This is a genomic window from Providencia sp. PROV114 (assembly GCF_032704305.1).
GTDB lineage: Bacteria > Pseudomonadota > Gammaproteobacteria > Enterobacterales > Enterobacteriaceae > Providencia > Providencia rettgeri.
In genome coordinates this window covers 2,209,606-2,229,590 of sequence record NZ_CP120528.1, presented here as the reverse complement: position 1 = coordinate 2,229,590, position 19,985 = coordinate 2,209,606, and the positions used below count along the sequence as shown (strand labels likewise).

The following is a 19,985-nucleotide window of genomic DNA, read 5'->3' as shown; positions in this document are numbered from 1 at the left end:
ATTGTGTATCATATCGATTTGATGGCTTATATTTTAATAGAGAAATTATCTTGAGCGTTGTTAGTTGTAGTTAATCTTAATTGTTTTTTTATATATTTTACTGATGTGGCAATCTTGTTAAGTTGAAGATGGGTTTTAATTTGACAAGGAAAGAAAATTTAGATGATAAATATAAATGATAAGAAAACTAATGATGAAATAATTAATAAAGATGATGATTTTATATTTTTAACAGAACATATAGATGGCAGGCCATTAGTAGGGGAGCAGTCCTCCGAACTTAAAAATATATCTAACTGGTTTAATCCTATAGATGAATTCACAAGGCTTACAATTTTTCATCATTTAATGAGTCGGCCTACAAGTGACTCGACATATAATTATCATGTTTTAATCCAAATAGGAGGTGATGACTCAGCAGCTAAATCAACGGGGAGATTATTAGCAAAATTTCCTAGTAATTCACTTGTTATACAGTTTGATATTAAAAATGAACAGTGGAAAGTACTACATGGTGATTTACAAACTCAAGTTAAAGGGAAAATACGTTGGGCGGTTATTGGCCATGGTCAATATACTGGACGTAACCAGCAAAGCCACCTTGAAGGGTACCAAGCTTACCAACTTATTACAGGTTTGAAGTATCTTAAAAATGATGTACTGAAGGCATATCCACCTAATAAGATTGTTTTGGCAGGCTGCCAATTAGGACGCGGGGGGGTAAATGAAAACTTTGTTTTTAGGGCAAGTGTCGAATTAGCTAAGTATGGAATATACCTTCCAGTTGTAGGTTATAATCGACCTATCGGTATCACGAGTGACAGTAAAAAAATAACTTGGCCATATAATTTAGCAGGAGAAAAACAGTCTACTAAAAATTGGCGGTTGGAAATTAATATTAACCAAACTAACCAACAGAGCTATATTAATGGAAAGCATGCCAGTTTATATTTTATCGATGAGCTAAGAAGTGGTGAGTTAGAAGTTTGGCAATTAATCAAAGATGAGCATTCTACTGCTATGGATATTTTTAGGGATCCAAATAATGAGTATAAAATCGATATTGATTTGATTAAAAAAGTGGCTTTTAATCATGATGCATACGCTATTTTTAAACAGAAGTTAAATGCGAAAGATACTCAATTTAATAGTGATTTTAGAAGTGAACTAATTCGTGAATATGAAAATGTTGGAATATTAGAAACACCATTATGGTTAATGATTAATAAAATCAATGTGAATGCTAATCCGCAAAAAATCAACGATACTGTCAAAATTATTATTCGCTCAGGAAGAGGCGTTGTAGGCAAAAAATATGCTGAAGATCTCGTTAATGAGCTCCCTAATAGCACATTATTGTTTCAATTAAACCCGAATACAATGGAATTTTTCTCAGAGTATGGCGACATAGAGCATTTACTAAAAGTAACTAAACAACAGTGGATATTAATAGACAATATTCATTCTGAACCTGGTTTTATTCAAAACTATGCAAACTCATTAAATGTGTTAAAAACAAGATATGGTTTTAAAATGCCAGAAAATATTATTCTATATTTAACCGATAAAAAGGCACTTTTGACAAAAGAAGAAAAGATGATTTTTGGCGAGGAGTTAACGAGTAAGCTAAAAACAAATGGGATATATACTAAAGTTTTTTTTGAAAATAATTTTGAACCAAGACATAAAATAAAAGCATTACTTGAAGATATTAGTATAGGTAATTTACTAGCAGAGCATATTGATATTAATAAACATCTTTATTTAAAAGGGTATTTTACATTCCAAGATGGAAGTGTCGATAAGAACAAAATAAATATTGCAGCATATGACCCCATTATCAGTAAAAAAATTAATAAAATTTGTGACGCTGAGAATGAAAATGATTTCTCTCATATGTGGAATTCAATATTTATTGATGATGACACCACTAGGATTAAACAGCAAGCTATTGAAGTAAAAAATATTTTGGAGTTTTTGAGCCTCCAACCTGAAAAAATAAACTACTTAAGTAAGCAGTCTATAAACCGTTTGAGTGAGCTATTCCCTAGTGGGCAAGGCTTTAATCATGCAGAAGTTTTAAAACTAGTCCAAGATCCAATAAAATTAAGAGAATATAATCAATATATTGATGATTTTTTAATCCTCTATATAGATATTAAAACTCCATTTGGAAACGAAAAGTCATTAAAAGAAGAATTTAGATTAACTTTAGATTTACATGAAAAACGAAAATCGAATTATGCAGCATTATCTCAGTTATCATATAAAGTGGGGTTCAATGTTACAGTAAATAAATTGCCAGTTGAAATACATTCATTTGAGAATATCTGCTTTTTACGCTTTTTACAGCATAGCAATTTAACTGACGAACAAAGTTTGCAACTTAATGAAAAGCTTGAGGTTTTAACCAAGCTAACACGTAAAAAAGAATTAAGTAATATTACCAATAAAGAGCAAGAAGTGCTCAATAGATTTGATGAAATATATCAATCGAATCTTGATTTATTAGGAGCTATTTCTAATGAAATTAACGAGCAATCTCACATATTATTATTTGATAATATGGAAAATAATCAGATTATCACTTTTCAAAGTGATAAGGAAATATATACAATTACAAGCTATTCACGTAATGATAAGTGTTTTTTAACTTTATCTGATACGACAGGTGTTGAACTTGTTATTGGCCATTCAGAATTTAATCAGGCAAAGAAACACTTATCTAATGTTTTTAATGATTATATTAACCAAGAAATAACGCAAGAGGATGGCTCAGTATCAACCAGAGGAAATATTGCGGGATTTAAGCACAAAGTAGGCGAAGCCTTGTTTGGTGAAGTGCAAATCATAAATACAGAGAGTGAAGCATACCGCAGGATGCGGCAAAGCATAATAAGTGAGCTAGATATTTTTTTTAAGTCATCAGCAATATCAGTGATTGATGATACGGAAGTTACTTTTGGCGAGCAGGTAACATCATTAAATAAACTTAGAGATATTGGGGCAACAATAAATGGTGAGCCACTAGATTTTAAGCATATTCAGGTACTTAACTGGGAGGGGGATGTTAAATTTAACCCTGATAAATTAGCCTTCCAACTAACCTTTTTAACTGAGGATCTAAAAGATACTAATCTCATTAAAATGCTTAATAAGAGTTTGCAAAATGACCAAATAACACGACGCATTGATGTTAACTCAGAGATCCAACCACGGGCAGTACTACATGAACAATTGCAAATTATTCAGGGATCACAACTTGATAATCAAGCAGGTGTAGATAAAGCAGTGGGGGATTTACGGCGCATCGGCATGAAATTACCAGCCTATGCCAAAATAGTTAATTATTTCGGACAAGGAATCGGTTCGACAGGGATATTTTTAACGATCAACTCTGTTTACCAGTTGATTGATGAATTAGATAATCCTGCTCTATCAGAGCAAGAAAAAAGGGAGATACAGAAAAACCTTGATTTGGCCTGTGCAAATGCATTTTTTAATTATGGGGATATGGTCTTGCAGCCCATTTTACTTAAGCTGGCTTACAAGCAATACGGGTCATTTAATGTATCATCAAAAATTACAGCTCGTATTACAATTATATTTAATTTAATTGGAATGGGATTAGATATTTATCAAGCTTGTGAAGCATTTGAACAACTAGACAGGGTTACAAATGATAAAGAGCGCCAAGACTTAATTGTGAATGGTTCTTTGTCAATTGCTAATATTATTGTGGGTGGTGTAACTATAATTGGTATAATCATTGGCTCATCGGTAATACCTGTCGTTGGTTTAATTGTTGCGGGTTCCTTATTAATTGGAGGGATGGTATATGCAGGTATTCGCGCAGTAGAAAAAATTGAAGATGAGCTCGGTGAATCTCTATGCTGGGATGAAAAAGCCAGAGAAGGTATTCGTGCTGCACTTGGTTTCCCTCCTTCAGACAACATATTAAATCGATTTAGTTATAAACAGCATTTAGCACACTTCAAAAATATAAATTGGCAACAAGATTTAGATATGTTCAAGTCGTCATTTTTATATCAGGGTTTCGATGAACACTTGCAATTGGTTGGTAAACCGATCCTTGTTGAACATATCAAACATTATATTTATTATAGAAATAACTCAAAAATAATTAGTAGTGTAGAGTTTGTGGATGTGGATAGCCGTGGACCTCTTAGTCATATTGATAGTGATGAAATAGGGCCTTACTATACCATCGAACAAATTAATTTTATTCGGGAAAATTATCATTATGATTCTCAAGATAATCGTTGGATAAAAAGCTTTCAAACACAGAGAGTCAATGAACTGAATTTTAATTATCGTTTTAGACTGGTGAATAAAACGCCTCCTATCGCGTATAAGAATATTGGCGAGGAGGTTGCCAATGACATTCTTGTGCTTAATCCTGAATATGATAGTTTATTACTAAAACAATTTTTACATAAAAACGAGCTAACTACTTCTTATAACATAAAGAAAAAACAGTCAGTTGCTACACAACTAAGTTCCTTATCAGCATCAGAGCTACGGCTATTTCAGGCTAGAAATAATTATACCAATACGATCCATCCTGATATAAATAATGATATTAGAGTGAATAGACTAGGAGAAGAGTTTTTAAACCAGCCTATTGATATTGCAAGGGAATTATTAAGTGAAAATCCTAGGGTTATTTATGAAGGTATGCAAAATATTGGTTACCGATATGAAAATGAAGCCAAACAAAAAAACATTAGTTTTAACCCAGGGAATGGAATAGATGTTATCGTTGGGAAAAAAAATTCAAAAAATTTATTTAACATCAATGTAGGGAGTAAATTTCTAGTAGGCGGCGAAAAAGATGATATTACAAATTTATCATTATTATTTGGTAATAACATTGAAGAAATTAACGAAATTTATTTTGATGGTAATGGAGGGAATAATAGTATAATCATTAAAGACATTCCATCCAACAGTAAAATAGATATCGATTTGAACAAGGGAACGTCAGAGGTGGCCTTCATTAATCATAAAGTTAATAAGATTCATTTGCGCAATGTTAATGATGTGATGCTAATTGGAGATAGCTCTACGACAACAGAATTATTAGGTAATAAAGAATCCAACACACTAGATGCAGGGGCAATGATTGCATTTATTCAAGGTATGGAGGGGGATGACCATTTAATATTTGAATCAGGGATAGTCAATGGTGGAGAAGGCGATGATAACTATTTTCTACGTCGTGTTGACTGGCGCAATAATCAAGATGAATTAAATGATGATTTATTAGAATTATCAGCTGTAATTATTGAAAAAATACAAGGTCAAAGTCGAGTGAATTTAGGGTATATGTTAAGCGAAATAAAGGGGGCCAGTATTTCGGGTAATGATCTCATATTAACTATTGAAATGAAATTGGAAGAGCCAGAAACGAAAATTTTAACACTGAATGTTACTTTAAAAAACACGTATAGAATCGATAGTAATGGTAGGGGAATATTTCACAGGTATCAATTATATACAAGGGACGGATTTGTATTAAATACTAAGCTAAATAATTTGGATTCAAGTGCTTCACACATTATAAGTGAAAATATTTTCAATATTACTTATCAGGGTGGCGCTAGCTCTACAATGAGTATTGATGAGAGTGAAAAAACAATTTCAGTTGATAATGAAATATATGATCAACCTTTATGGGGGGATTTTAAATTTCATGGGTTAGCGAGTAAGTTAGAGTATAAAGGAGAGAATAACGATGGCCACCTTTTAATGGTCAGTAGAAACAGTTATATTATAGTTACTAAAGGAAGAGATGTTTATCAAGTTAACCCAGATCAGATTTTTCAAGGTAAAATCATTTTTGACTTTTCAAATATTAAACCAGAAATGGAAAATGAGTTTGATATGACCATTTTATTACCTTATGAGAATGGGTTTGATATCAAGGCATTGGGGAAATCAATATTTTTATATGATAAATTCAGTAATGAAAAAATTGAAATTAGCTTCGTTAATTTATCATGCCAAATAAGTAAAGAAATTCATATTAAAGACGGTCATGGAAATTTATTTAGGATAAAAATGGGGCAGGATTCTTATAATATTGAACCAATTGAATGTTTGGAATTACCAACAGTAAATAATGATTACATAAAAATCCCTAAAGGATATAATTTTCGTTATCCTATTTTAGATACAAACAATGGTGATGACCTAATTGATGACAACAGCATGATAGGGAATATCATAAATTCAGGGGAAGGTAATGATATTATTATTTCAAATGGAGGAGGGAATGTTTTGTATGGAGGTAACGGTGATGATTATGTATATGGTGGTGAAAATAGTGATTTAATTCTATCTGACTTGGGTAATGACAAACTTGATGGACAAGGAGGAGATGACCACTATTTAATTGATGGAAGTAAAGGGGGCGGTAATACAGAAATATTAGATCAAGTGGGATTTAATAATATTCATTTATTTAATTTTAAAACACAGTATGAGGTCATAGACGAATGGGAAGAGACTTATCATATTTATACATCGCAATCTAATTTGCGTACAGTCAAAGTAAAAATGCCCAAAAATAATGAAAATAGCAATAATCAAGTCTGTCATCATCAGCGGTTACCCTCCCATATGCCCGCCCATATTCATAATGATGGAATGGCACATTTAGTTCGCTACCTTGCTGAACAGCGTCAATATAAAAAAGAATTAACGCCAGAACAGATTTGGCACCCTATGGATGAGTTTAAAAATTTTTCTAACGAGTTAAGCTTTTCATCAATTATTGATACAAAGACAAAAAATATACATATTAGTGAAAATACGCCATTTAGGCGCTTGTTTATTCGAACAAAAGGACCAGAACAAAAAGTTTGGGATAGAAGTGGGGTCGGGCGGGTATTTAAAGCGCAAGCGGTAACTGGAGCCATTTCAATTCCAGATGGTATTTACGGAAATAATGTTCTTTATGCATCAATAAGTGATACCAATTTATATGGTGGTGAAGGGAATGATGTCTTTATTTCTAATGGTTCAAATGGGTTGTTAACAGATGCTAGCGGAAAAAATAGTTTTATTATCAATGGCGAAATTGTAGGCTGGAATTCGTTGTATAGCCTTGGCGGTGAAAACACGATTTACCTAATTAATTTTAATAAGGACGTTATTCGAGAGGAACCTGACCACCGAAGTAATGCAACTCGATATACTTATACTTCAGATCAGGGACGTAGTGTGAAAATATTTCAGTATCCGAATACGATAGCTCCCACTGTAGTTCATGTGCAGTCTTTAGAGGGGCAAAATGAGCATTCCACCCAACAAAAATTAAATCATTTAGTGGAGACGTTAGCGACACTACGCCTACAAGACGAAGAAAACTGTATTGGTATTCAGGATATTGAATATTTACAGAAGAATTGGGAGCCCACCAACCTTGTTGATAATTATATGAAAAAAGCAAGTTAGAAAGGAGGCGTAAACCACAAGGCTCCAAAATACAGAGATTTTTGTGGTTTTTAAGTAATTATTTAGCCCAAATCATCTTTATCTACAGAGTGTTGTACTAAAATAGTGTGAAAATTAATGCTAGAATTTAACTATTAAATATAACAATTTTTAAATAAGTTATTTTTGTTGTAACGGGAGAGTGTATTTTAAGTAATTATTTAGCCCAAATCATCTTTATCTACAGAGTGTTGTACTAAAATAGTGTGAAAATTAATGCTAGAATTTAACTATTAAATATAACAATTTTTAAATAAGTTATTTTTGTTGTAACGGGAGAGTGTAGAGCAATGAGACGTTTTATTAGTTTAGAGCTGCCTCCTGAACCCATAATTAACGGTCAGTGCGTAAGAAAACGCCTGAAAAATAGCATCTGTGATAATTGTGCCATCAGCTGCCCTGTTGGCGCTGTGTCATTTAGCCATATGGATGCAGAAATTAATAATGAATTGTGTTTTCAATGTGGTAATTGTTTATTTGCTTGTCCTGTCGATGCTATTGAAAATATCAAACCTCACGAACGCAGCTATCAAGGGGAGTTTCTGATAGTAAAACATGACGAACCCATTGCGAATGCGGACGAACTGATTGTTTGGCACCGGCAATATGGCATTCGTGGTATGCAAATTGCTGAACCCTGGGTTGATAAATGGTTGCCAACGATTGCGGCATTAAATTTAAAACTCAAAATATTACAAGAACCTATTTGGCAATTACGTATTGTTCAGCCTGAACAAGTCGATAGCGGTCGTCGGATGATGCTATTTCGTCAAAAATTGGATTCAAAGCCGTTAGATAAGGGCCAGGTGAAAACAGGATTAAATGCAAGAAAACAATTTTACCCTGAAGATAGCTGGTTTAAGGTCGAATTAGACACAGAAAAATGCATTCTTTGTGGTGCTTGTGCCAAGATGTGTGATGAGCATGCGATAGAAATTGAAAATAACCAATTTTTGATAGATGAAAAACATTGTACTGGTTGTATGAGTTGCCAAGTCGTTTGTTTTCCTAAATCTATCCATGTACAAGCATATACAGCCAAAAATAGCGTACCAAAAATTTTCCATTATTATGATGCGCAGTGTAATACCTGCCATTTACCTTTTTCTTCTTGGGAAGAAAATACCCATATTTGCCCAATTTGTGCGCAGCATAAGAAACAAGGGTGGTTATAATAGTAACTAAGGCTCATTTTCAGAGCCTTAGTACGCGAATTTATTAATTTAAATGATTAATTATCAGTTTAGCGATTTGTGGATTAATCATTGGTGGCGTTTCATGGCCCATACCTTCAATAACTTCCAATTTTGCATTCGGAATATTGTTAGCAATATCTTGCCCTGCGGCTAATGGGAAGAGCGGGTCGATTGAACCATGAATAACTAATGTGGGTACATTAATGTGCTGTATATAAGAACGCAAATCTCCGGTGACGGCAACAGCCACAATTTGGCGTTTAGTGCCTTCTGGTGAATGATTGCGTGCGAGTGATTGCAGTATATATTCACGATAATAATTTTCATCAAATGGGCCAAACGTTGAGCTGATCCGGCGATAAAACGCAAGCTGTCCTGACAAATATCCTTCTAAATCTTCTTTTGGGTTAGCACTTGGGCTCATCAGCATTTGCATAACATCGGGAGCACTTTGTGGCAAAGTCGGGTTCCCAGTCGATGACATGATTGCACAAAGAGATAATGTACGTTCAGGAAATTTCGCTGCCGCTATTTGGGCAATCATTCCGCCCATGGAACGACCAATAAAGTGGGCTTTATCAATAGATAACGTATTTAAGAGATGGATAATATCTTCAGCCATATCGAATAAGGTATAAGGAACAGCGAAAGGCTCACCTTGTTGCATTTTTTCAATCAATACCCCTAAATCAATAGGTGGGAACTCATTGATATGATGAGATAAACCCGCATCTCGGTTATCTATACGTAACAGGTAAAAACCAGCATCTGCAATTTCCTGACAAAAGTCTGACGTCCAACTAATGTTATGGCCACCTAAGCCAGGAATGAGGACTATAGTCGGGTTATCTGGTGTACCAAATGAATCATAAAAAAGTGGAACTGAATTGGTTTTGGTCATTTTTCTTCCGGTATCTTCATTAATAGTGCTATTTATATGCCGTAGTTTCGTTGCAATTACGAGCCATAAAAAATGGCAATGATTACCTATGATATAATCGAAGTTTATCATGGTAATCATTTTATTGATGAAGAATGTCAGATTAATGTGTTTTAAGGTGATAAATAGCGAGTGCCAGTAGCGCCGTTGTGAGTAATAGAACTGCGATGATGAGGTTAGCAGATAACCCATATAAGAAGACAACCATGCTGCCTAAAGCAGAACCCAAAGCAATGCCTGCATTAAAAAAAGCAATATACAGTGAGCCCGTAATTTCAATATGTTGAAGACTGTGCGTAATCATCCATGTCATCAATGTGACGGAGACACCACCATAAGCCATTCCCCAAGCTATAATAGTTAGGCCGCCAATTAATGTTGTCAGGGGTAAAATAGCAAGCAAAAATAAGCAAGCAATAATGATTGTTATAATAATAAACAAGGATAAATTAAGCTTTTTCCCCGCAGTTAAGCCAAAGATAAAATTACCAAAAATGCCCGCAATACCATAAAAGAATAGCATAATGCTAAGTTGTTCACCTGTTGCATGAATATTAGTGACTAATAGCGGTCTAATATAGGTAAACACCATAAAATGCCCTGATACCAAGAGTAAGGTAATGGCTAACCCAAGCAATATTGTTGGGCGTTTTAATTGTGCAATAAAAGCGTTAGCTGAAGGTGGTGTGACCGTCGGTAAAGAGGGTAAAAGAACTACCATTAACAATAATAAAATACATGATAAGGCACTCATTAAGAAAAATGCGCTGCGCCAATCCCACCATTCACCCATAAAAACGCCTAATGGAATCCCCACTACCGAGGCAGCAGCCACGCCACCAAAAATCATTGATGTTGCTAAATTAACATGTGCTGATGCCACTAAACGCGGTGCTATTCCACCTGCGATCGCCCATATAATGCCAATACACAAACCAATAAATAAGCGGCTAATTAATAGCAATGTAAAATGAGACGTGATTGCCGCAAGCAAGTTACATACAACGAGCAGTAGCGCACCCAAAATCAGCAATTTTTTACGATCAATTTGTTCGGTAAATAAAATTACCAATGGTGAGCAAATTGCAGCCACGACAGCAGGTAAAGTCATAAGCAACCCGCTCAAACCGATAGAAATAGAAAACTGATTGGCAATAGGGGTTAATAGGCCGACGGGTAACATTTCAGTGGTCACAACAATAAAAGTGGCAAGGGTTAAGGTCAGTATTGCCCCCCATGAACGAAGTGTGCTGATGCTATTTGAATGTTTAATGCATTGTGAAAACATATTCTACCTAACTAAAAATAAACTTGTTGAAATAGCATATAGGGGACATGATGGGAGATAAATATATCAAATGTAGTAATATTGGGGATAAATCGTGTCTAATTCAGCTTCTCTAGTGATGGATAACCTACTTGATTTAAAAGTCTTTGTGGATGTTGTTGAAACACTGAGTTTCACGAAATCGGCCGAACGGCTAGCACTATCGCGTTCAGCGATTGGGAAATGTATTGGGCGACTAGAACATCGTCTACAAACTCGCTTGTTACATCGAACGACACGAAGTATTCATTTAAGTGATGAAGGTCAATTGGTGTATGAATCTGCCATTAACATATTACAAGAGATTGAAAGAGTTGAAAATATATTAAGCCAAGGCCAGCAACAACCAAAAGGATTATTAAGGATAACGGTACCTGTGGTATTTGGAAAACGTTTCATTTTACCTCTTGCTCAACGTTATCTAGCACAATGGGAACAGGTTGAGGTGGATGTAGATTTTAATGATGACTATTGTGATATTGTGCGCGATGGTTTTGATATTGCGATCCGTATTGGCGGAATGGATGATAACCGTTTAGTCCGTAAAGTCTTAGCCCCACATCGGTTAATCACGTGCGCATCCCCTGAATATCTCCAGCAGCGCGGTGAACCAGTAAACCCGCAAGCTTTACAGTATCACAGTATGCTGGTGTTTAGGCACCGAGGATATAATGTGTCGTGGAAGTATAAAATTAATGGGCATTTGCAAAATTATCCAGCTCAAGGGCGTTTAGTATTAAATGACACCGAGGCTATTCTAGCCGCAGCTATAGAAGGACAGGGGGTGTGCCAGTTAGGCGCATTTTTGGTAAGTGAAGAAATTAAAAAAGGTCGATTAGTGCCAGTGCTAACCGAGTTTTCCTTACCTGAGTCACCTATTTGTGCGCTATACCCGACAAAACGTTATTTACCCCCTAAAGTTCGTGAGTTTTTAGCGCTAATTGATGAGTGTTGGGAAGGAAGGGCAATTTGGGAGTGATTATTACGCTAAATAAGTCTGTTTTCAGCTAATTCCGTAAAGCAATTAAAAATCATTGAGATATGATAAATAGTAAGCAAATGGTTTGCTTGAGTAGAATTATTATTAATATATTTTTAGGTTTTATATGATTTACTTTATTTCAGATACCCATTTTTGCCATTCAAATATTATTAACCTATGTGACCGACCGTTCAAGAGTATCAGTCACATGAATGATACGTTGATTCATAACTGGAATGCGTATGTTACTGAGCATGATGAGATCTACATACTCGGTGATTTTTTATACAAGGGGAATGGCGCGGATGCGAATAAAATATTACGTCGCTTAGCAGGGAAAAAATATTTGATCCGCGGCAATCATGATAAATTTTTGGACGACCCTGAATTTGACCAATCGTTGTTTGAATGGGTTAAAAGCTATTATGAGTTGGAATATCAAAAACAAAAATTAGTGTTATTCCATTACCCAATATTAGAATGGCAAGGCTTCTTCCGTGATGCAATTCATTTATACGGCCATGTTCATAATTCAGGGAAAGACCCAGAGCAGTTTAAGCGCTTAGCGGTGTTAGGGCCCCGTGCTCTTAATGTCGGCGTGGATGTAAATGATTTTTTCCCCATCAGCATTAAACAGATATTAAAAAAAGCCAATCGTTAACTGTCTTTTTTCGCATACAAATAAACCGAGGCTCTTGATATTCCTAAGTGCTGAGCCACTGTTTCCATAGATTTTTTGATATCTAACAGGCCTTCATTGCGTAGCACTTCAATTAAGTTTTTTCTTTCGTCTACTTTCAATGTGCGTGGTGTCGCAGCTAAGGTGGCTGCATATTGGTCAATACGCATGCGAATGGCTTCTGCACCATTAGGCTCAATATGCTCTTTTATTGGGCTATTACCCACGTCAATAAATTGCGATAACATACTTTGCATACTTCTAAATAATGTCATATCCAGATTTAAGCACAATGCGGCAATGTATTGTCCTGACTCATCTTTAATACCAATCGAAGTGCTTTTTACTGGGCGCCCATCAGAAAATTGGTTGGCATAATTAGCAATAATATTCGGAAAATCTGCAGATTCAATTCTTGCATGGCCGAGTTCGGTAGTAGGTTCACCAACTTGGCGACCAGATAAGTTATTATGAATAGAAAGGATCGAGTGTTCCGGATTTTTAAGGTCGTGTACCACCACTTCACAAAAAGGGGCAAATGTTTCACTAAGACCTTTCGCAATAATTTCAACTTGAGCCAGTATTGAATTATCTTTTTGATCTGACATGCTGTTTCCCTTCATCCATCAATTGCTAATCCCTAATTTTAACCTATTTTTAGTATTGCTAATAGATGAAGGGCGGTGTTCATTATGAAACTAATTACTTATAAAACTAATTGTGCAAAGTGCTGAATATCAACATTACCACCGCTGACAATGACCCCCACGCGCTTACCTTGGAATTGTTCTTTGTGGGCAAGGGCAGCAGCATAGGATAAGCAACCTGTCGGCTCAACGATAATTTTCATGCGTTCAGCATAAAATTTCATGCGATCAATAAGTTGCTCGTCGGTTACAGTGAAAATATCATCAACCTTGTTTTTGATAACAGCAAAGGTGTAGTTACCTAGATGTTGGGTTTGCGCACCGTCTGCGATGGTTTTTGGCGTATCAATGTGCACAATTTCCCCTCGATGAAATGATTGTTGCGCATCATTGCCGGCTAAAGGCTCAACCCCATAAATTTGGCAGTTAGGTGATAATTTTCTGGTAGCAATGGCACACCCTGAAAGTAGGCCTCCGCCACCTAAGCAAACAAATAGGGCATCCAATTCACCCACTTCTTCAATCAGTTCTTTGGCTGCGGTACCTTGGCCAGCGATGATATCAGGGTGGTCATAAGGAGGAATAATCGTTAACTCTTGTTGAGTAGCGAGTTGTTGGCAAAGCACTTCTCTGTCTTCTTTATAGCGATCAAAGCGGATAACGGTGGCACCGTAACCTTGTGTAGCAGCCACTTTCACCGCAGGTGCGTCATTGGGCATAAGAATAGTGGCAGGAATATGCAAAAGTTGCGCTGCTAAAGCGATACCTTGTGCATGGTTACCGGAAGAAAATGCAATAACGCCCGCTTTTTTCTGCTCGGGGCTTAACAAACTCAACGCATTAAAGGCTCCTCGAAATTTAAACGCCCCCATACGCTGAAAGTTTTCACATTTAAAAAACAGTTCGCCCTCAAATTCTTTATTTGCGGTGGTTGAGGTGAGAACAGGGGTTTTATGTGCAAAACCCGCAATACGTTGTGCTGCTGCGTCTACATCTTGATAAGTCGGTAATATTAATCCTGACATGATATAACCCCAATGAATAATAAGTAATTAAGCAGACATCGCAATCGCTTCAATTTCTAATGCTGCACCAAAATGAAGTTCAGCAACGCCTGCGACAGCACGAGCTGGGCGGTGATCGCCTATCCAACTAGCATAAATCTGGTTGAATAACGGCCAATTTTCCATATCTGTTATATAAACTCGAACTTGAACCAAATGCGCTTTGCTACAATTAACAGCATCTAAGCATGCTTGTAAATTAGCAAGCACAAGCGTGGCTTGCTCTTGGAATGCTACGTCAGTCATCGCATTGCCTAACTTATCAACGGGTAATTGCCCTGAGATAAAAACCAATCCATTAGCAGTAACACAGTGTGAATAATGCCCTTTTGGAGCAATGAGTGTCGGTGCATTCACACATTCAATAAGTTGACTCATATCTGCCTCACCATGCACAAAATACGTTGACTAGATTTTTAGTCTAATATTAGATTTAGTGTTTAGTCAACGTTTTCTTCGCGAATAAATTTGATGTAAATAGCAATAAACTGTTATCAGAATTATCGTCAACATAATAAAAAGAAAAATATAGGTATAAGGCAGTTAATTAAATAATTTATTGGGTAAAGTTTAATTATAAAGAGTAAACCTATAGCTATATCCCTATAGGCAGAATTTAAAATCGCAAGACGGGTTAAATGATATATCTTAATTAAAAACGATTAAGAATAATCAAATTGTGACGATATGATTAAAATGATAAGAAGTTGTTATATAAATACTTTTAGGGATATCAGATGGCAAAGTTCACATTTAATCTTCTTTCAATTTTTGGGAAAAAAGAATCACCCGCTGCAGAACAATATTTACAAGAAGCGCTTTTACCTTTGTCTGTCTTAGATGAAGAACTACCTAAAACCGTTTTAGAGTATGTATTAGATGGAAAATCGCCAGAAGTATTGGTTCAATTAAGCCAATTGGATAACGAAAAAGCGGTTATTTTGCTCGATAAACCCGGTACCGTAGATTGGTGGTGGGGAGGAAATGGCTTTAATTCGAGCCAATATAATAAATTAATTCGCCAAGGGGCAAATGCAAGACATAAACTATATTCGAAAGTGGGCGATGGGATTACTTCATCGCAAATTGCCCGTTTTGCAAAAGTATTAGCGGCGGCGTGCCAAGATATTAACATCAAAGTATTAACACCTGAATTACCATCGTGGGTAAGTTATTTAATGGGCGATGCCTTTGCAAAAACCTATGATAATTCGCGGGATACTAAGTTAGAACACCGTAAACATTGGCATTTTGACCTACTAACTGAAATCATCGAACAAGAGACAGATAAACCGGCTAACACTATTTTATATATCATTTTCGATCGTCATCATTTATCTGATTACCATTATGATAACTTAAATCGGTTATTTGCCATTCCAGGATTCAAAGCGTATTTAATCGCAGAACAAGCATTTATTAAGCAGACGTTAGTGAATAATTTATCTGCTGCAGGGCAAATTCAGTTAATCAACACACTGAAGAAAGACGTTGAGCTTTATACGCTTTTTGCTGATGTATTAGTTTCTTTTGCTACTAGTTCGTTAAAAACCGTGCGTGCAGCCGCGGAACCCACAATGGCAATTTTACCTGCACAATCGGTTACGCAACACTTAACTCAAATTTTAACTGGAGGTACGCCAAAACAGCGTACCCAAGCAGCAGATTTGTTTGCCCGTATAGGCGAACACAGAGAGATATTAGCAGCGGCATTGACAACGGAAACCAATAAAACCGTACTGAAAAGTATTGAAAGTGCAATTTCGAGATTTTCAGTCATGGATACCGCCAGCCAAGTTGAAGAGACTGAGTTACCTGAGTTTATTGAATTAGAAGATACACCGCTGCCTGAAAGTGCAAAAGATATCTTAGTTAATAATTTCAATGAAATGCTGCAAAAAGCCAAGGAAAATGCAGAAAGTGAAATTGAAGAAAACAAAAAACAGAAGCACAGCTACAATTGGGCACAGCGACATTATAAAGAATTCCAAAAACTCAATGCGCAAGCCTGCTGTAAGGTGATTGATAAGCTGAATTCAGGTAAGGAAATTATTACTGACCATGAATATAGCGTGGTGAAATTTAAAGAACGTATTACTAACTTGCCCGAATATACCTTATTCCATGCATTACGTCTGATCAGCCATAACCGAACAAATGAGGAACATTTATCCCATTACCATCTTACACGGGAAGTTCCACCGCGAATTCTTGGGCAAGTTGAATTGCGTCAGCTAGAAAAAACGTTAACACAATGTCATTTTAAAAACGCAACACGGTTGATTGCAGACCTTTGTTTACGCTCATATGCTAATGGGTTAGCAATTTTTAACCAGCCAGTACAAGTTTGGCCGTTTTTCATTCAATACCCAGATTTTATTGCAGAAGCATTAGGTTTAATTCCTCAACAAGAAACGCAGCGTTATTATCAAGAATATGATGCGGCGAGTGGAATTGATGTCCTTGCAATGTTACCGACCATTCCAGCACGTTTTATTCCACGTATTATGGAGTTGGCTCTTGGGGAAAATAAAACCCACCGCCTGAGTGCACAAAAATTACTAGAGACATTACCGAATATTCACCTCAACGCGGCAGAAGGGTTAGATTCAGGCAAACAAGAAATTCGTGTCACCGCAATTGAATGGTTGGCACGTTTGAAAAATCCAGAGTCATTAAAACCACTCTATGCCTTATTAAAGAAAGAAAAACGGGAAGTTGTACGGGCTGCCTTATTAACTACGCTGGAACAATTTGGCGAGGATATTTCAGGTTATCTTGCGCCTAAAGTGTTATTAGCTGAAGCGCAAAAAGGACTAAAAGCGAAAGCGCCTGCCAGTATGGCATGGTTTAATCTCGATTCTTTGCCGGCATTAACTTGGCAAAATAATAAACCCGTAGAAGCCGATATTATTCGCTGGTGGGTGGTTCTGGCCGTTAAATTAAAAATGCCAGCGGGTAATGGATTACTTCAACGTTATATTGGTTTACTTTCGATAGATAGCCAAAAGAAATTAGGTAGTTTTATTTTAAATAGTTTTATCGGGCAAGATATTGCTGGGCCGTCATTAGAAATGGCAATGACAGAAGCAGAACGTGATGCCCCAAAACGCTTAGCTAATTATCAAGATTGGGTGAAACGCTGGCCTGAATATTATAGTCAGTATGAAAACTATACTTTAGAGCAGACGTTTAATGAGATAAAAAATGAAGTTCTGCGCCGCTATTTAGGCTCCGCTATTAGTGATAAAGGAATGTTAGCGCTGATTTGTGGTATTGAAGGGCACCTTGCCGTAACCACATTGCGCAACTATATGCGTGATCATTACCAACGTCGCGCACAAATTGAAGCCATGATTGATGCGGTGGCGACAAGCAATGACCCTCTGATTATTCAATTATTATTGTCACTTTCTCGCCGTTATCGTACCGCGTCAGTTCAAGAAAAAGCGCGCGGACTTGTTGCTCAAATTGCTGAACGTAATGGTTGGAGCGCGGATGAACTTGCAGATAGAACAATACCGACTGCCGGAATGGATGAAACAGGTATTTTGGCACTCGAATATGGTGACCGTACGTTTACTGCGAAGCTGGACGCACAGCAAAAATTAGTCTTATTTAATCCAGAAGGCAAAGAAATCAAAGCATTACCCGCTGCACGTAAAACCGATAACGAAGAATTGGCTAAAGAATCTAAAAAGCTATTCACTGCGAGTAAAAAAGAACTCAAGCAAGTCATTGAACTGCAAACGGCTCGTTTATATGAAGCGATGTGCGCAGAGCGCCTTTGGACAACCGCAGATTGGCAGGAATATATCCAAGCGCACCCGGTGATGCGTGGCCTTATCGAAAAATTAGTTTGGATAGAAACGAAAGAGAACAATATCCTGAATGTGTTTCGTCCATCGGATGATGGCAGTTTATTAAATTTAGATGATGACGAAGTGACGTTATCTGCTGACTCTTACATCAAATTAGCCCATGCTGCATTGGTCAGTGAAGATGAGCGAAAAGCGTGGATAACGCACTTTAAAGATTACAAAGTGAAATTTTTATTTTCACAAATGGAACATAAAATCCCTGCTCTGGATCTGAAATTAACTGAAATTGAAGATCGTAAAGGGTGGTTAACCGACACCTATACCTTGCGTGGCGTCTTGACAAAAATGGGTTACCAACGTGGGCAAGCAGAAGACGGTGGGAGTTTTACCCATTATGCAAAACACTTCGCCAGTTTAGGTTTTTATGTCTATATCGAATTTAGTGGCAGCTATGTGCCAGAGGAAAATATTCCAGCGGTCTTGTTTTCATTAAGCTTCGAAAAATCACAACAAAGCTCATGGAACCGCAGCTATATCGAGTTAAAAGATATCCCACCTATTTTATTAGCTGAAAGCTATGCGGATTATTTAAAAGTTGCGGATGCGTGTGCAGGTTTTGATCCTGAGTGGGAAAAGAAAACACCTTGGTAAGTGGGTTTAACGTAGGATTTTAGAATGACTAAAAGTAAAACAATAGAAGGGAATATTCTGCGTGAAAGCGCAGAAATTCGTTTTGCCGATGAATTGGCGCGTTTAACCGAAGCAGATAAACAGAACCCGAAACCACAAGGGTGGTTGCGCTCACCTCGTGCTGTTAGGCAATTTATCTTAGGTGATGAATCACTCAATATTTCTGCAAAATTTTTTGGTGATGATGCTTTAGTTGACCGTGCAATTGTGACGTTATTAGGTAAACAAGGGTTAATGTTAGTCGGGGAGCCTGGGACGGCAAAATCCATGTTATCGGAGTTATTAGCCGCTGCAATTAGTGGTGATTCAGGTTTAACCATTCAAGGAACCGCGGGCACAACTGAAGATCATATTAAATATTCATGGAATTATGCATTGCTATTAGCTGAAGGCCCAACAGAGAAAGCATTGGTTAGCTCGCCGTTATACCAAGGTATGCAAGAGGGGAAAATTGTTCGTTTTGAAGAGATCACGCGCTGTCCTCCTGAAATTCAAGATGTGCTGGTTAGCTTGATGTCAGAAAAGCAAATGATGATCCCTGAAATGAAAGACAATGCACGGATCAGCGCGAAGCAAGGGTTTAATTTAATTGGTACAGCAAACTTGCGTGATCGTGGCGTTCATGAAATGTCATCAGCGTTAAAACGTCGATTTAATTTTGAAACGGTACGGCCTATCCAAGATCCCGCATTTGAAATTAAGCTGATCAATAAGCAATTAACCGCAGAGTTAGCTGACCTCAATGGCCAAGTAACCATCCCAAGCAACGTGATCGAGCTGTTGGTCACCACGTTCCAAGAATTGCGTTCAGGAAATACCAAAGATGGGGGCAGCATTAAAACGCCAGACGCGGTGATGTCGACAGCTGAAGCCGTTAATATTGCTTATGCATGTGCACTTGAAGCCCATTACTTAGGTGATGGCATACTCAATGCAGGAGCAGTTGCACGCCAGCTTATTGGTGTGGTTTTAAAAGATAACGCAGATGATATCAAACGGATGCGTTATTACATTGACAATGTCGCGAGAGAAAGGGCGAAACATAGCCAAGAGTGGAAAGCTTTTTTTGATGCTTCGAGGGCATATTGGCAATAAAGTTTCATAACAAGGTAGAGCCA

General features: G+C 36.8%; 11 protein-coding genes. 6 read left to right on the top strand and 5 right to left on the bottom strand.

Annotated features, from left to right (window positions below; genetic code table 11):
• The first annotated feature begins 162 nt into the window (after positions 1-162).
• Positions 163-7,482, top strand: a complete 7,320-nt coding sequence (locus P3L37_RS09790; RefSeq protein ID WP_272667289.1) for a C80 family cysteine peptidase — start codon at positions 163-165, stop codon at positions 7,480-7,482.
• Positions 7,483-7,811: 329 nt separating this feature from the next.
• Entirely contained in the window at positions 7,812-8,696 is an 885-nt protein-coding gene (locus P3L37_RS09785; RefSeq protein ID WP_196719503.1) for a DUF362 domain-containing protein, read from the top strand.
• A gap of 43 nt (positions 8,697-8,739) precedes the next feature.
• Here P3L37_RS09785 and P3L37_RS09780 read toward each other — a convergent pair whose 3' ends face one another.
• Both P3L37_RS09780 and P3L37_RS09775 read right to left on the bottom strand, forming a co-directional pair.
• A complete protein-coding gene (locus P3L37_RS09780; RefSeq protein ID WP_109912226.1) occupies positions 8,740-9,618 on the bottom strand; it encodes an alpha/beta fold hydrolase in 879 nt (292 codons plus the stop codon).
• Positions 9,619-9,760: 142 nt separating this feature from the next.
• On the bottom strand, positions 9,761-10,945 hold the full coding sequence (locus tag P3L37_RS09775) for an MFS transporter (protein WP_109912227.1): 1,185 nt from the start codon (positions 10,943-10,945) through the stop codon (positions 9,761-9,763).
• Positions 10,946-11,039: 94 nt separating this feature from the next.
• Here P3L37_RS09775 and P3L37_RS09770 point away from each other — a divergent pair, with 94 nt between their 5' ends.
• Both P3L37_RS09770 and P3L37_RS09765 read left to right on the top strand, forming a co-directional pair.
• Positions 11,040-11,963: a LysR family transcriptional regulator gene (locus tag P3L37_RS09770; protein WP_238563291.1), complete on the top strand. Its 924-nt coding sequence runs from the start codon at positions 11,040-11,042 to the stop codon at positions 11,961-11,963.
• 127 nt (positions 11,964-12,090) lie between these two features.
• A complete protein-coding gene (locus P3L37_RS09765; RefSeq protein ID WP_272667288.1) occupies positions 12,091-12,627 on the top strand; it encodes a metallophosphoesterase family protein in 537 nt (178 codons plus the stop codon).
• On the opposite strand, the gene P3L37_RS09760 is transcribed toward P3L37_RS09765, so the two are convergent.
• The 3 genes from P3L37_RS09760 to P3L37_RS09750 form a co-directional block, all read right to left on the bottom strand.
• On the bottom strand, positions 12,624-13,253 hold the full coding sequence (locus P3L37_RS09760) for a transcriptional regulator (protein ID WP_109912230.1): 630 nt from the start codon (positions 13,251-13,253) through the stop codon (positions 12,624-12,626). The two genes, P3L37_RS09765 and P3L37_RS09760, sit on opposite strands and share 4 nt — an antisense overlap.
• Before the next feature lie 98 nt (positions 13,254-13,351).
• A complete protein-coding gene (locus tag P3L37_RS09755; RefSeq protein ID WP_272667286.1) occupies positions 13,352-14,317 on the bottom strand; it encodes a threo-3-hydroxy-L-aspartate ammonia-lyase in 966 nt (321 codons plus the stop codon).
• A 27-nt stretch (positions 14,318-14,344) separates the two neighbouring features.
• Positions 14,345-14,734, bottom strand: a complete 390-nt coding sequence (locus P3L37_RS09750) for a RidA family protein (protein WP_004910911.1) — start codon at positions 14,732-14,734, stop codon at positions 14,345-14,347.
• A 359-nt stretch (positions 14,735-15,093) separates the two neighbouring features.
• Here P3L37_RS09750 and P3L37_RS09745 point away from each other — a divergent pair, with 359 nt between their 5' ends.
• Together P3L37_RS09745 and P3L37_RS09740 are read left to right on the top strand one after the other, a co-directional pair.
• A complete protein-coding gene (locus tag P3L37_RS09745; protein WP_272667285.1) occupies positions 15,094-18,828 on the top strand; it encodes a DUF4132 domain-containing protein in 3,735 nt (1,244 codons plus the stop codon).
• 24 nt (positions 18,829-18,852) lie between these two features.
• Positions 18,853-19,962 (top strand): ATP-binding protein, encoded by a 1,110-nt coding sequence (locus P3L37_RS09740; protein WP_109912233.1) that lies wholly within the window; start codon positions 18,853-18,855, stop codon positions 19,960-19,962.
• The last annotated feature ends 23 nt before the right edge of the window (positions 19,963-19,985 follow it).